General features: G+C 61.0%; 12 protein-coding genes and 2 tRNA genes. 12 read left to right on the top strand and 2 right to left on the bottom strand.

Going from position 1 to position 13,319, the window contains the following annotated elements:
• The first annotated feature begins 29 nt into the window (after window positions 1-29).
• The 12 genes from BLIJ_RS08890 to BLIJ_RS08835 all read left to right on the top strand — a co-directional run bounded on the left by BLIJ_RS08890 (window position 30) and on the right by BLIJ_RS08835 (window position 11,524).
• Window positions 30-668, top strand: coding sequence for a DUF3000 family protein (locus tag BLIJ_RS08890; RefSeq protein WP_012578013.1), 639 nt, complete (start codon window positions 30-32; stop codon window positions 666-668).
• Window positions 665-1,966, top strand: a complete 1,302-nt coding sequence (locus BLIJ_RS08885) for an HRDC domain-containing protein (RefSeq protein ID WP_012578012.1) — start codon at window positions 665-667, stop codon at window positions 1,964-1,966. The genes BLIJ_RS08890 and BLIJ_RS08885 overlap by 4 nt, the downstream gene beginning before the upstream one ends.
• A gap of 54 nt (window positions 1,967-2,020) precedes the next feature.
• Window positions 2,021-3,400 carry a trigger factor gene (tig, locus tag BLIJ_RS08880; protein ID WP_012578011.1) on the top strand — a complete coding sequence of 460 codons (1,380 nt, stop codon included), beginning with the start codon at window positions 2,021-2,023 and terminating at the stop codon, window positions 3,398-3,400.
• 184 nt (window positions 3,401-3,584) lie between these two features.
• Window positions 3,585-5,051, top strand: a complete 1,467-nt coding sequence (locus BLIJ_RS08875) for a chloride channel protein (protein WP_012578010.1) — start codon at window positions 3,585-3,587, stop codon at window positions 5,049-5,051.
• A 55-nt stretch (window positions 5,052-5,106) separates the two neighbouring features.
• A complete protein-coding gene (locus BLIJ_RS08870) occupies window positions 5,107-5,487 on the top strand; it encodes a hypothetical protein (protein ID WP_012578009.1) in 381 nt (126 codons plus the stop codon).
• Window positions 5,488-5,692: 205 nt separating this feature from the next.
• Window positions 5,693-6,316: an ATP-dependent Clp protease proteolytic subunit gene (locus BLIJ_RS08865; protein WP_012578008.1), complete on the top strand. Its 624-nt coding sequence runs from the start codon at window positions 5,693-5,695 to the stop codon at window positions 6,314-6,316.
• 5 nt (window positions 6,317-6,321) lie between these two features.
• Window positions 6,322-7,023 (top strand): ATP-dependent Clp protease proteolytic subunit, encoded by a 702-nt coding sequence (locus BLIJ_RS08860; protein WP_012578007.1) that lies wholly within the window; start codon window positions 6,322-6,324, stop codon window positions 7,021-7,023.
• Between the two features lie 121 nt (window positions 7,024-7,144).
• Window positions 7,145-8,524: an ATP-dependent Clp protease ATP-binding subunit ClpX gene (gene clpX / locus BLIJ_RS08855; RefSeq protein ID WP_012578006.1), complete on the top strand. Its 1,380-nt coding sequence runs from the start codon at window positions 7,145-7,147 to the stop codon at window positions 8,522-8,524.
• Between the two features lie 156 nt (window positions 8,525-8,680).
• A tRNA-Arg gene (locus BLIJ_RS08850) sits at window positions 8,681-8,754 on the top strand.
• A 29-nt stretch (window positions 8,755-8,783) separates the two neighbouring features.
• Window positions 8,784-8,857, top strand: a tRNA-Arg gene (locus tag BLIJ_RS08845).
• A 178-nt stretch (window positions 8,858-9,035) separates the two neighbouring features.
• Window positions 9,036-10,472 (top strand): Na+/H+ antiporter NhaA, encoded by a 1,437-nt coding sequence (locus BLIJ_RS08840; protein WP_012578005.1) that lies wholly within the window; start codon window positions 9,036-9,038, stop codon window positions 10,470-10,472.
• A 110-nt stretch (window positions 10,473-10,582) separates the two neighbouring features.
• Window positions 10,583-11,524: an LOG family protein gene (locus BLIJ_RS08835; RefSeq protein WP_014485010.1), complete on the top strand. Its 942-nt coding sequence runs from the start codon at window positions 10,583-10,585 to the stop codon at window positions 11,522-11,524.
• A gap of 45 nt (window positions 11,525-11,569) precedes the next feature.
• Here the strand turns inward: BLIJ_RS08835 and BLIJ_RS08830 are convergent, their stop codons facing one another.
• On the bottom strand, window positions 11,570-12,235 hold the full coding sequence (locus BLIJ_RS08830) for an O-methyltransferase (protein ID WP_012578003.1): 666 nt from the start codon (window positions 12,233-12,235) through the stop codon (window positions 11,570-11,572).
• 93 nt (window positions 12,236-12,328) lie between these two features.
• Window positions 12,329-13,294, bottom strand: coding sequence for a succinate dehydrogenase/fumarate reductase iron-sulfur subunit (locus tag BLIJ_RS08825; protein WP_012578002.1), 966 nt, complete (start codon window positions 13,292-13,294; stop codon window positions 12,329-12,331).
• Between the last annotated feature and the right edge of the window lie 25 nt (window positions 13,295-13,319).

The raw sequence follows: 13,319 nt of genomic DNA, 5'->3' as shown, positions 1-13,319 counted from the left end.
TTCGGCCCGTTCGCCCATACCCTAGAGATATGGCCGACATCTACGCATTTCCTATGGGAGCGTCCAATGACGGACGCCCCGTACGCCCTCAGGGTGTGCCGGATGAAGTATGGGCAGCTGTCGAATCCGTCAGCACCATGAAGCGCATCCATGACGTGCGCTATCGGGAGATTCCCGTGCCTTCCACCTTGGCCGATTATGGTATCGGCGTGGAATTCGAAGCGGGAGAGTGTGCCCTCGGCGATGCCTTTTCCGCCGGTCTTGGCAACGATGCCGAATCACGAATCGCCACAGGCTGGATCATGATGCTTTATGCTCATGAGCTGCGCATTGACTGGGATTCCAACTGGCGTTGCGTGGCGTTCGCGCGGCTGCCGCTGGAAACCGCCGAAAACGATTCTCTGACCCCCGGCATGTACTGGGATGACATGTGCGACTATTTCGACGGCATCGAGCCGGATTCGGTATCCGGCACAGTCACCGTGACCCAAAACACGGCTTTTGGTTCGATGTCTGGCTCCACCAGCGCCGGGTGTGAGATTCGCGTCTCATGGACCCCGCTTGACGGGACCGGACCGGACGGTACTATGGACGCCGGCGCACAAATCCGCTCGTGGGCCGCATTCATCAGATCCACCATCCGTTTTGAGGAGGATGACGCCAGTTGAGTGACGTCCGTGACACCGAACCCCGACTGCTGAAAGAGCCTCGCGGGGGAGTGCCCGATGTCACTTCGACGCTGGATGGCTATCATCGTGCCTGCGATGCGCTGGCCGAGGCGACGGGCTCGCTGGCCGCCGACGCCGAACGTGCGTCTGGATTCCGCTATGGACATGAGGATTGGCTGATTCAGTTCAAACGTGAAGGCGCGGGCATCGCCTTGCTTGATCCCGTCGCCCTGACACGGGCCGGAGCTGACTGGAATGAATTCAATGACGCCGTGGGCGACGCTACGTGGATTCTGCATGATTCTCTGATGGACTTGCCTGGATTCGCCGAAATCGGACTCAAACCCAAGGCCTTGTTCGACACGGAAATAGCGGCGCGATTGCTCGGCCTGCACCGCTTCGGTCTGGCCGCCGTCACCGAACATTACCTCGGCATCACGCTGGCCAAAGAGCATTCCGCCGCCGATTGGTCCTACCGTCCGCTGCCGCGCGACTGGCGCAACTATGCTGCGCTCGACGTGGAGGTGCTTATCGAACTCGAAACCTTGATGCGTCGTGACCTGAAAGCCGCAGGCAAGGATGAGTGGGCCGCTGAAGAGTTTTCTCACGCTTTGGTTGCGGGCCTTGCCCCGCGCAAACTGCATCCGATTCCTTGGCTGCGTATCTCGCGCATCACCCAGCTGAGTCGTGATCCAAGGGGCTTGGCCATCGCCAAATCCCTATGGGAGGAGCGCGACCGGCTCGCCCGGCAATACGATATTGCCCCCAGCCTGTTATTGACCGATTCGTCAATCATCGAGGCCGCGACCAACAAGCCGCACAATGCCGCCCAATTCCGCGCGCTCCGATCCCTGAACGAGCGTGTGCGCATCCATACCGGTACCGAGCAGGACAAAATGTTCGAGCGGTACGCGCCGATTCAGCGTACAGTCAAACCGAAGGTCTGGAAGCAGGCCATCGACCGAGCCATGGCCCTGAAGCCCACCCAATGGCCTACCATGCCTGCCCCCGAACAGGGCGAAAACGGTGTGGTGAACGCGCCCCGATCCATGCGACTGTGGCAACAGCGCCATCCGGAGCGTTATGACCGTCTGCAACGGGTACGGCGTGTGATCAACCGCATCGCCGAAGACACCCGCACGCCGGCCGAGATGATCATCAAGCCACAGGCCCTACGCAACCTGTGCTGGGTGGAAGACCCGGTGGAAGTGGACGTCGAGGCGTTCCTGATCGAGCAGGGCGCAAGGAACTGGCAGGTGAAACTCATTGCACCGTCCGTAAGTGGCGTTATCATGTAGAGGTTGCCTTACGGCAGAACTGTAAGAAATAACGACTTTTGAGGAGTCATTAGCGTGAAGATCAGCGTTCGTAACCTCGAGCCCACCAAGGTGAAGCTCACCGTCACTGTTGAACCGGAAGAGCTCAACCCGTATCTGGATGCGGCCCGTAAGGAAATCGCCAAGCAGGTGAACGTTCCCGGCTTCCGTAAGGGCCACGTTCCCGGCAAGATCATCGACCAGCGCATCGGTTTCGCCGCCGTCGCCGGTGAGGCCGTGAACGACGCGGTCCCGGAGCTGTACTCCAAGGCCCTGGATGAGAAGAAGATTCGTCCGATGGCTCAGCCGGAGTTCGACGTGCAGGATGTTCCGCAGTCCGCCAACGACGAGACCAAGCTGAAGTTCACCGCCACCGTCGAGCGTCGTCCTGACATCGAACTGCCGGAAATCGACGGTCTTGAGATCGCCATCTCCAAGCCGGAAGTCAAGGATGAGGACGTCGACAAGCGCCTCGAGACCCTGCGTCAGCGCTTCGGCACCTTGGTCGGCGTGGACCGCCCGGCCGCCAAGGGCGACTTCGCCAACATCGACCTGACTGCTGAGATTGACGGCGAGACCGTCGACTCCCAGGAAGGCGTGAGCTACGAGCTCGGCTCCAACACCATGCTCGACGGTCTGGACGAGGCCCTTGACGGCCTGTCCGCCGGCGAGGAGACCACCTTCGAAGGCACGCTGGAAGCCGGCGAGCACGAGGGTCAGAAGGCCACCGTGAAGGTCAAGGTCAACTCCGTCAAGGCTGAGGAACTGCCGGAGCTGGACGATGAGTTCGCTTCCGAAGCTTCCGAGTTCGACACCCTGGACGAGCTCAAGGCCGACATCCGCAAGGCTGCCGCTCAGGACGCCGAAGGCCGTCAGGCCACCGAGGCCCGCGATGCCTTCATCGCCAAGCTGCAGGAAGGCCTCGAGATCCCGGTGCCGAAGGGCGTCAAGGCCAACATGGTCGAAGAGCAGCTCAAGGGCCTGACCCCGGACCCGGAGAAGGCCACCAAGGAGCAGAAGGCTCAGGCCGAGGAGACCGTGGAGAAGGATCTGCGCGATCAGATGGTGCTCGACGCTCTGGCCGAGAAGCTGGACGTTCAGGTGTCCCAGTCCGACGTGTTCAACTTCCTCGCTTCCATCGCCCAGCAGTACGGCATGGACCCGAACAACTTCATCCAGGCCATCATCAAGAACGGCCAGCTTGGCTCCGCTGTGCAGGAAGTCGCCCGCTCCAAGGGTCTGCTCGCCGGCATGCGCGCCGTCAAGTTCACCGCTGATGGCGAGGTTGTGGACCTCTCCGGCTTCCTGGGCGAGGCCGCTGAGGACGAAGAGTCCGAGTCCGTCGAGGCCGCTTCCGCTGCTGCCGCCGTGGCCGACGAACTGTCCGCCAAGGATGACGCCAAGGATGCTGAGTGAGCATAGCCTCATCGCGTTAGCGTGATTGTTTGAGCCCGGAGTCGTGTTTCACGGTTCCGGGCTCTTCATATTCTGGCAAAAGGACTATTTCTTTGGCTCCCCTCTTTGAGGGGAGCTGTCGAGCGTAGCGAGACTGAGGGGGAGTTCCCAAGGCATACTCGTTGCATAGGGTGCGGAGGTTGACATGCAGCCAACGGTTACTATCAAACGCCTTGGTTGGCTCGCTGCGGCGACCATTGTGCTCGGCGTGCTCATCGGTGTGGGAGCAGGTCTGCTGACCCTGTTGCTCTACGGCGTTGAACATGTGCTGCTCGGCTACATCGAAGGCCCAGAATTGTCTGGTCCATTCGGCGTGCCCGCTGCACGCCGTGCGATATCGGTGACCGTGGGACTCGGCATCGCGGGCATTATCTGGTATCTGTTACGCCGCAAAACGACTGCGGTATCTTCAGTCAAGAAGGCCGTGGCAGGGGAGCGAATGCCTTTCTGGCAGACCATTGTGCATGTGGTGTTGCAGATTTTCATCGTCGGCTCCGGCGCCTCGATCGGCCGAGAAGTCGCCCCACGCGAACTCGGCACCATGATCGCGCAACGTTTCTGCGACCTGTTCCATATCGAGGGCGTTGACGGCATCGACCGGCGCATGGTGGTGGCAGTGGCTGCCGGTGCCGGTCTAGGAGGCGTCTATGACGCGCCACTGGCCGGCATGTTCTTCGCCGTCGAAATCCTATTGGTGGATGTGACGATCGAAAAGGTTGCCTTTGGACTGGGCATGTCTGCCATTGCCGCATTCGTGGCGGTTGCGATCAAAGGGCATTGCCTGTTCTACGACATTACCGCCATGCAACCGGAATCCACGCCAACGTTAATGCTGTTCGCTCTGATCTGCGGTGCGGCATGTGGAGTGGGCGGCGCGTTGTTCCGAAAAGGTTCGCAATGGGCGGAAGCGCACAAGCCGACCGGTAAGGCCATTCTGTGGCAGATGCCGCTGGCTGGTTTCATCACCGGTTTGGTGGCGATTGTTGTGCCGCAGGTGATGGGCAACGGCCGTGCCGCAGCGCAACTTGGATTCAGCACGTTCATTCCTGAAACCGCTGGCACTGCTGGTGCCATGCAGTCGGCATCTTCATCGGCCGCCTCTCCATGGAACTTGCTTACGGGCGGCGGTAATGTATCCGATTCGGCCTCTGGCGGGGGATCGGGCTCTGGAATGGCCTCGTTCTGGGCCATGCTTCAGGGTGGGAGCGGCTCTTCTGGATCCGGGATGAACGCCGGTTTCCCGCTGTCCCAGTCCAATATCTGGATGTTGCTGGGTGTGTTGGCACTCACCTTTGTCACCAAAGCGCTGGTGACGCTGATGACCATTCGCTCCGGTGCATCGGGCGGTGTGCTGCAGCCCGGCATCGCATTAGGTTCTACGCTGGGTGCGATGCTCGGCCTCGTATGGATACTGATGTTTCCGACCGATTCGGTAACCGCGTGTGCCTTGATTGGTGCGGCTTCGTTGCTTTCGGCTTCACAGCAGGCACCGCTTATGGCCATGTGCTTAGTGATGGAGCTGAGCGAAGCGCCGATTAGCTTCTTTGTGCCGGTCGGCATGGCCGTGGCCACGTCGTCGTTGATATCAAAGTGGTTGCTGAGTCGTAAGTAAGTAGATACATATATTCTGGCTCCCCTCTCTGAGGGGAGCCGAGGTAAAGAAAGCTATGTCAGAAAATACAGAAATTCGCTCGGCACTTGAATTGCTTGCCGCCGAGCCGCTCACTGAGCAGATTGACTACTATCGAAAGCCATTCATGGTGTTATGGGCCGCCATTCAGGAGGCAGCCAGCGATGTGGCCGAAGACTACGACTTACCTGCGGATATGGCCCAATTATGGGTGGCCGAACAGATGCGCCAAGTCGCCGATTCACTGGTCGATCGGCTCGCGGAAAAAGCCGTGGCCCATGGTGTCAGCAAGTCCAACGTAGCGCGAGCCGCCGGTGCCAGCCCCGCCAATGCCGCCCGTCGCTTCCCGCGTCTGGGCGACGATGCCGCCTCCCAGACCCGTCTCCTCATTGATGACGTCCTCGATACCCTTGAATAAAACCTCCCACTGATGAGGGAGGTGTCTCGCCGAAGTCGAGATGGAGGGAGAGAAGTCAACAAAAGACGAGGGAGGTGGCTCGACAAAGTCGAGACGGAGGGAGAGATATCCTACGCTACCCGCCAAAAAGCACGCGAAAAGCCGACTTCAGTCGCTTCAAGGCGGTAGTCTGAACAATGTTCGAGTAATTAGAAGGAGAATCAAGGTGAGCAATACCTTTGCGACCTTGCCGGTCATGGCGGGCGATGACGTCCCGGCCGGCCCCGTCGACCCGATTTTCAACCGTCTGCTCAAAGACCGCATCATCTGGATGGGTGAAGAGGTCAAGGACGATATGGCCAACCGCATCTGCGCTCAGCTGCTGATGCTGGCCGCCGAAGACCCGAAGAAGGATATCTGGCTGTACATCAATTCGCCGGGCGGCTCCATCACCGCCGGTATGGCCATCTACGACACCATGCAGCTCATCGAGCCGGACGTGGCGACCGTGGGTCTGGGCATGTGCGCCTCCATGGGCCAGTTCCTGCTGAGCTCCGGCACCAAGGGCAAGCGTTACCTGACCTCGCACGCCCGTGTGCTCATGCACCAGCCCTCCGGCGGCATTGGCGGCACCGCCACTGACGTGTGCATCAACGCCGAGCTCATCATGGACATGAAGAAGACCATGAGCGAGCTGACCGCCGAACAGACCGGCCACACCCTCGAGGAAATCTACCGCGACAACGAATACGACCACTGGTTCACCGCCCAGGAAGCCCTCGACTATGGCTTCGTGGACAAGCTCGTGACCACGCCGGACACCATCGGCAACAACCAGCAGGGGGAGTGAGACTCATGGCAAGTGAAGAAGCAAAGTTCGCCGCCCGTGCCGACCGCTTGGCCGGCCGTCAGGGCGTAGCCGGTTTCATGCCGGACGCCGCCCGCGCAGCCCAGCCCGCGCCGACCAACCGTTACATCATGCCGCAGTTCGTGGAGAAGACCCCGTATGGCATGAAGACCCAGGACGCCTACTCCCGCCTGTTCGAGGACCGCATCATCTTCCTCGGCGTGCAGGTGGACGACGCCTCCGCCGACGACGTGATGGCCCAGCTGCTGGTCCTCGAATCCCAAGATCCGAACCGTGACGTGATGATGTACATCAATTCACCCGGCGGTTCGATGACGGCCATGACCGCCATCTACGACACCATGCAGTACATCAAGCCCGACGTGCAGACCGTGTGTCTCGGCCAGGCCGCCTCCGCCGCCGCCATTCTGCTGGCCTCCGGCACCGAGGGCAAGCGCCTGATGCTGCCGAACGCCCGTGTGCTCATCCACCAGCCGGCCATCGACCAAGGCTTCGGCAAGGCCACGGAGATCGAGATTCAGGCCAAGGAAATGCTGCGTATGCGCGAATGGCTGGAGGAGACCCTCGCCAAGCACACCGGCCAGGACGTCGAGAAGATTCGCCGCGACATCGAAGTGGACACTTTCCTGACCGCTCCTGAAGCCAAGGAATACGGCATCGTGGACGAGGTGCTGGAACACCGCCAGTAAAACTTCCGGACATTGCAATACCCTCGGTCGGCAACGACCGGGGGTATTGTATTTCAAGGATGACAATGATAATGCGCAGCGTGGCGGTTCGACGGTGCGGCGCAGTCGGCAAAGGAGAATCATGGGACGTGTGGTGAGCTACAACGAGGACGTACCCCGTTGCACGTTCTGCGGCAAAACCGAACGTCAGGTCAGAAAACTGGTGGCCGGTCCCAACGCCTCCATCTGCGATGAATGCATCGCCCTGTGCGTGGACATCATCTCCGAGGAGCGTGTCAAAGATGCCGAGGTCAATTCGCTGAGCCTGCCCAAGCCCGCCCAGATCTTCGATTATCTCAACCGCTACGTCATCGGTCAGGAGAATGCCAAGCGCGCATTGTCCGTAGCCGTATACAACCATTACAAGCGCGTCAATATGGAGCTTCAGGAGTCCGCTGAACAGCTCGACGGGAATAACGGGCACAGTGGCCAGACCGGCGAACAAGCCAAGCAATCCGCTCCCGCCCAGACGCGTGCTACCCGCCGCAACAGTGACCCTTTGGCTGACGTTGAGGTCGCCAAATCAAACATTCTGTTGCTCGGCCCCACCGGTGTGGGCAAAACCTATCTTGCACAGGCGTTGGCCCGCGTAATGAACGTGCCATTCGTCATCACCGACGCCACCACCCTGACCGAGGCCGGCTATGTAGGCGACGATGTGGAAACCGTGCTCCAACGTCTTCTCCAAGCCGCGGATGGCGACGTAAGCCGAGCCCAGCACGGCATCATCTACATTGACGAAATCGATAAGATCGCGCGCAAATCAGGTGAGAACACCTCCATCACCCGTGACGTGTCCGGTGAGGGCGTTCAGCAGGCGTTGCTGAAGATTTTGGAAGGCACCATCGCCTCCGTGCCGTTGGAGGGCACGCGCAAGCATAAGGAGCAGGACACTGCGCAGATGGACACACGCGGCATCCTATTCATCTGCGGCGGTGCGTTCGTGGGACTGACGGATATTGTTCGCAAGCGATTGGGCCGTCGAGAGACCGGCTTCGGCGCGAATTGGCACGACGCCGACATGAAAGACGAGGAATTGCTCGAACAGGTCAATGCCGATGATCTGGCCGAGTTCGGGCTGTTGCCTGAGTTCATCGGACGTTTGCCGGTCACCAGTGTGCTGAAGGAACTTACCGTAGACGATCTGACGGCGATTCTCACCCAGCCAGCCAACGCGCTGATCAAGCAGTACCGTAAGCTGTTCGCCGTCGACGGCGTCGACCTGCAGTTCACCGAACAGGCCATTCGGGCGATTGCTGATATCGCCATCAAGCAGGGGACCGGCGCACGCGGGTTGCGTTCGATTATCGAACGTACGTTGCAGGACACGATGTTCCAGTTGCCGAGTTTGGATGATGTGAAGCAGGTGATTGTGGACAAGGCGTCCGTAGAGGGTTCCAGTACGCCCAAACTCCTGCGCGAAGCCGTGGATGTGCCGCAGGGACGCCTCAAAGTTGCGTAGTCGGTTTTGCTTGACCGAGTCCGTACACATGCGGCGTGAGGCCAGTAAATACGCCGTTGCGGTGGCGATTAGGATGGTGCGACTCGCCGCAACACGCCGAGTTGCATTCATCTGAACGGCGTGTATTATATATCGAGTTGTCTGAAAAGACAACATGCGCCAGTAGCCCAGCGGATTAGAGCAGCTGACTACGGATCAGCAGGTCGCAGGTTCGAATCCTGTCTGGCGCACTCCCGAACCACGGGGACAACAGTGGTATGCGCCAGTAGCCCAGCGGATTAGAGCAGCTGACTACGGATCAGCAGGTCGCAGGTTCGAATCCTGTCTGGCGCACAGTAAGCCTCGAAAGCGAAATGCTTCCGAGGCTTTTCCAATTGTATTGGCCCGTTTGAGTCGGCCACACAAGGGTGGGGTAAGGTTGCCCTTCGCGACTCAGCCCGGAGCGGAACGTCCTGAGATATTCCGTACTATTACATACGGTTCATCCAAGAGAGTACAGCAAGGAGACGCGATGGCCACGACCGCCGGCGCGAAGAAGGGACTTTGGTCCACCATCAGGCGAATCGCCGCCTCAGACCGTATTTCCGGACTCATCATGCTCGGCTTCGCGCTCACCGGCCTGGTGCTCGCGAACCTGCCCGCCACCGCGCATGCGTTCGAGACCGTAGCGGAAACGCATCTGTTCATCCCCTACACCAATCTCGACCTGCCGATTGGCCATTGGGCCCAGGATGGTCTGCTTACCATCTTCTTCCTGACCGTGGGCCTCGAACTGAAGCAGGAACTCACCACCGGCTCGCTCGCCAATCCGAAAGCGGCCGCCGTGCCGATGCTGTGCGCGGTGGGCGGCATGATCGCCCCGCCCATCCTGTTCCTGGCCGTCACGGCATTGTTCTCTCAGATCGGGCCTGGTGAACCCGGCACGCTGATTCTGACCACCACCGGCAGCAGCATCCCGTTCTCGGAGATGTCGCACGGCTGGGCAGTGCCCACCGCCACGGATATCGCGTTCTCACTGGCCGTGCTCGCCCTGTTTGCCAAGGCCCTACCCGGTTCGATCCGCGCGTTCCTGATGACGCTTGCCACCGTCGATGACCTGCTGGCCATTATTTTGATCGCCGTATTCTTCTCCTCGATCAACGCCTGGTATTGGTTCATCGGCATCGTCGTGTGCGCCGTCATCTGGGCATACCTCGTACGACTGAAAAAAGTGCCGTGGATCGCGGTCGGCATCGTCGGCGTCCTCGCTTGGATCATGATGTTCGAGGCAGGCGTGCATCCCACACTGGCCGGCGTGCTGGTTGGCCTGCTGACCCCCTCCCGTGAAATGCACGGCGAACTTTCACCGCGTGCCGAACGCTATGCCAACAAGCTTCAGCCATTCTCCGCACTGCTGGCCCTGCCCATCTTCGCCCTGTTCGCCACCGGCGTGCACTTCGAGTCGGTGAGCCCGCTGTTGTTGGCTTCGCCGTTGGTCATTGCACTGATTGTGGCTTTGGTGGTCGGCAAACCTCTGGGCATCATCACCACCGCATGGCTGGCCACGCATGTGGGCGGGCTCAAGATGGCCAAGGGGCTGCGCGTGCGCGACATGATTCCCGCTGCCGTCGCCTGCGGCATTGGCTTCACTGTGTCCTTCCTCATCGCCTCGCTGGCGTACAAGAACGCGGAACTTTCCGCTGAGGCGCGCTTCGGCGTGCTGGTGGCCTCCCTGATCGCCGCCGCGATTTCCGGTGTGCTGCTGAGCCGTCAGTCCAAGAGATTCGAGAAGGCCGCAGCCGCGCAGGCTGCCGCCGCCGAGGCGTTGGCCGATGCCGAAGCCGGCGAATCGATTGATGGCAATGGCACCGGGCAGCCAAGCCGCACCACAAAGCCCACCACGCCCACGGAACACCCCGGCACCCTCGCCGACGGCACCGCCAGTGTGGAAATCGACTTCCGCCACTGATGGCTAAGACGGTCCCTACTCCGTTGTTGGCCTTGTTTCGCGGAAAACGTACGCAGAGCTTCAGGCGCTAGAATGCGAAGAGTCGATAGCACCGTACAGGAGGACATTGGATGGCAAAGAAGCAGAAGAAATCCAAGAAGAACGGCGGCAAAAAGGCCGTTGAAGCAAAGAATCCAGCCGAGGCCGCGTCCCAGCCCGCAGTCGTGGACGATATGGAACCACTGGAAGCCACAGCTGCGAATGATACGGCAACGTTGGAGGCTGAGACGGCAACTGAGGCTGCGGCCACACCGGTGAACCCGGTCGACTTGGAGGAGGCTTCGCCGCTGGGCGACACCTATCATCGCGGCCCGGTGATTCTACGCGGCCAGATGATTCCCTCGGACAACACCACCGCCAACCTGCTGAAACCCGACCGGGACACCGACTGGCTGCACATGGACCCATGGCGTGTGCTGCGCATCCAATCGGAATTCGTGGACGGCTTCGGGGCGCTCGCCGAGCTCGGACCTGCAGTCTCAATTTTCGGCTCCGCACGCACCCAGCGCACCGAATCGATCTACAAGGCGGCACGGCGCATGGGTAGCCAGATAGCCAAGCGCAACATCGCCGTCATCACCGGCGGTGGTCCCGGCATCATGGAAGCCGCGAATAGGGGAGCGGCACTGGCCGGCGGCAAATCCGTGGGACTCGGCATCGAATTGCCGCACGAGCAGGGGGTGAACCAGTGGGTGAACCTCGGCATGAGCTTCCGGTACTTCTTTGTGCGGAAGACCATGTTCGTCAAGTATTCCTCGGGCGTGATTGTGTGCCCGGGCGGCTTCGGCACACTGGATGAGATGTTCGAGCTGCTGACCTTGGTCCAGACCCACAAGGTGGCGAATATTCCGGTGGTGCTCTACGGCAAGGAATACTGGCAGGGGCTCTTTGACTGGCTCAACGGTCCGGTGGCCGAGCACGGCATGATCTCGACGATCGACCCGAAACTGGTCACCGTAACCGACGACGCCGACGAAGCCGTGGACGTGGCCGTCAGCGCAATCGTGAGATAAGCGAGATAGAGTGGCTCCCCTCTCCGAGGGGAGCCAAGGACAGAGTTACTTTTTGTAGGCGATGAGCAGGCCGGTGCCGTCAGGGGTGAGCGTGGACTCGAAACCTTCGTCATCTTCGACGGTGGCGAGCAATTCACGCATGGCGATGGCCTTGTCGCTGCGGTCGGCCGGATTGATCACGCCGCCCTGACCGTCCTCCAACACCAGCACATCGGTGAACACGATCACGCCGTGCGCGCGCAGCAGACGGGAGGCCTGGGCGAACGTGGCGGCATAGTTCTCGGCGTCGCCCGCCACCACGATCAGATCGTAATCATTGGCGTTGAGGCGCGGCAGAAACACGCTGGCCGGAGCATTCACCGCACGCAACGTGGTGTCGGTCTCATCCTGTAGCTCGGCGAACGCCTTGCGAATCAGCGCGATGCCCTGAGCGGTGGAATCGACCGCAGTCAGCAGGCCCTTGCTATCCAGCGCATGGGCGAGCTGCAAGGTTTCCACCAGCGAGCCGGTGCCCACGGCGATGACCGAAGCGGCGCCGGTGATGTGCACCAGCATGCCCAGCAGACGGGCCTGCGCCGCCGAACCCTGCAACTGGCCGGACTCGTCGGCGGCCGTACGGGCGTCGGTCAACGCATCGGATTCACGTTCGCGCGCGTGTTCCTCGGTGAATTCCCATGCCTTGGCGAGGTTGGTGTACTGCGTTCTGTCCATAATTCGTTCCTTCATGTCTTCTCTCGTGCGGGCACCCGGCGGATGCATCGACGCATGTGCTTAGACGATCGCCGCAGCCAGCCGCGGCGCGGCTTAGCGCTCGCGGACCTTGGCCACGATCTGCCACATCTCCTCGCCCACATCGATGCCGCGCGGGCAGTGGCGGGAGCAGGCGCGCACGGACTGGCAGGCGGCCACGCCGTCGGCGGTGTCGATGGCGTCCATACGCTCCATGGCCTTGGTGTCGCGAGAATCGTTGACGAAACGGGAGGCCCAAATCAGCGCGGCCGGGCCGATGAAAGCGTCGCCGCCGGCGTACACCGGGCAGGCGCCTTCGCACACGCCGCAGGCGATGCAGTTGCTCAGCAGCTCGTATTTGGCGAGTTGTTCGGGGTTCTGCAGGTATTCGAACACGTCCACCTTGCCTTCGGCGGTGGTGGCGAGCACGCCGTCCGCCTGAAGATATGGGGTGAGCTTCCTTATTTGGTTGAGCATCGGGTCGATGTCGGCGATGAGGTCGCGCTGCGGCGGGAAGCCGGGCAGGGATGCCAGTTCGATGACTCCCAGCGAGCCGTTTGCGGCCGAGTCCTGGTCGGCTGCCGCGTTTGCGTCGTTTTCCGCGGAATCGTCGGATTCTTCGGACTCGGTGCCGGTGTGCCGGAACCCTTCGTCATCGACTTCGGGGATGGCGCCGGGCTGCTTGGCCCAATCGCGGATGGTGGCCGTGCACAGCAGGGTGGGGGTGCCGTTGATGGCCACGGCGTCCGAACCGCACATGCCGTGACCGCACGAATAGCGGAAGGCCAGCGTCGGGTCGACGGTGCGTTTGATGGTCAGCAGGCAGTCGAGCACGGTGTCCGAGGGGCGCGCGGGAATCGTGTATTCCTGCACCCACTGCTTGCCGCGCGGACGACGGCGTGCCGCCGAATCCGAGCCGCCGCCGAACGGGGAGTTTTTCTTGGCGAACGGGCTGCCGCCGCGTGCACGTTCGGCGCGCTCGGGTCGCGGCGTGAAACGATGCACTTGCAGGGTAACCGTCGTGTTGCTCGCCTCAGCCATGTTCTGCCTCCATGAAACAGTGGGA

The organism is Bifidobacterium longum subsp. infantis ATCC 15697 = JCM 1222 = DSM 20088 (genome assembly GCF_000269965.1).
Taxonomy (GTDB): domain Bacteria; phylum Actinomycetota; class Actinomycetes; order Actinomycetales; family Bifidobacteriaceae; genus Bifidobacterium; species Bifidobacterium infantis.
Note: the sequence above shows the minus strand (reverse complement) of the source record. Positions and strands in the feature narration are given on the sequence as shown.

What these genes read in the sequence shown, in the direction of transcription:
- BLIJ_RS08875 (WP_012578010.1), top strand. Translation starts at nt 3,585, where the DNA reads ATGCAGCCAACGGTTACTATCAAACGCCTTGGTTGGCTCGCTGCGGCG.
- BLIJ_RS08890 (WP_012578013.1), top strand. Translation starts at nt 30, where the DNA reads ATGGCCGACATCTACGCATTTCCTATGGGAGCGTCCAATGACGGACGC.
- BLIJ_RS08840 (WP_012578005.1), top strand. Translation starts at nt 9,036, where the DNA reads ATGGCCACGACCGCCGGCGCGAAGAAGGGACTTTGGTCCACCATCAGG.
- BLIJ_RS08835 (WP_014485010.1), top strand. Translation starts at nt 10,583, where the DNA reads ATGGCAAAGAAGCAGAAGAAATCCAAGAAGAACGGCGGCAAAAAGGCC.
- BLIJ_RS08860 (WP_012578007.1), top strand. Translation starts at nt 6,322, where the DNA reads ATGGCAAGTGAAGAAGCAAAGTTCGCCGCCCGTGCCGACCGCTTGGCC.
- BLIJ_RS08830 (WP_012578003.1), bottom strand. Translation starts at nt 12,235, where the DNA reads ATGGACAGAACGCAGTACACCAACCTCGCCAAGGCATGGGAATTCACC.
- BLIJ_RS08870 (WP_012578009.1), top strand. Translation starts at nt 5,107, where the DNA reads ATGTCAGAAAATACAGAAATTCGCTCGGCACTTGAATTGCTTGCCGCC.
- BLIJ_RS08825 (WP_012578002.1), bottom strand. Translation starts at nt 13,294, where the DNA reads ATGGCTGAGGCGAGCAACACGACGGTTACCCTGCAAGTGCATCGTTTC.
- clpX (WP_012578006.1), top strand. Translation starts at nt 7,145, where the DNA reads ATGGGACGTGTGGTGAGCTACAACGAGGACGTACCCCGTTGCACGTTC.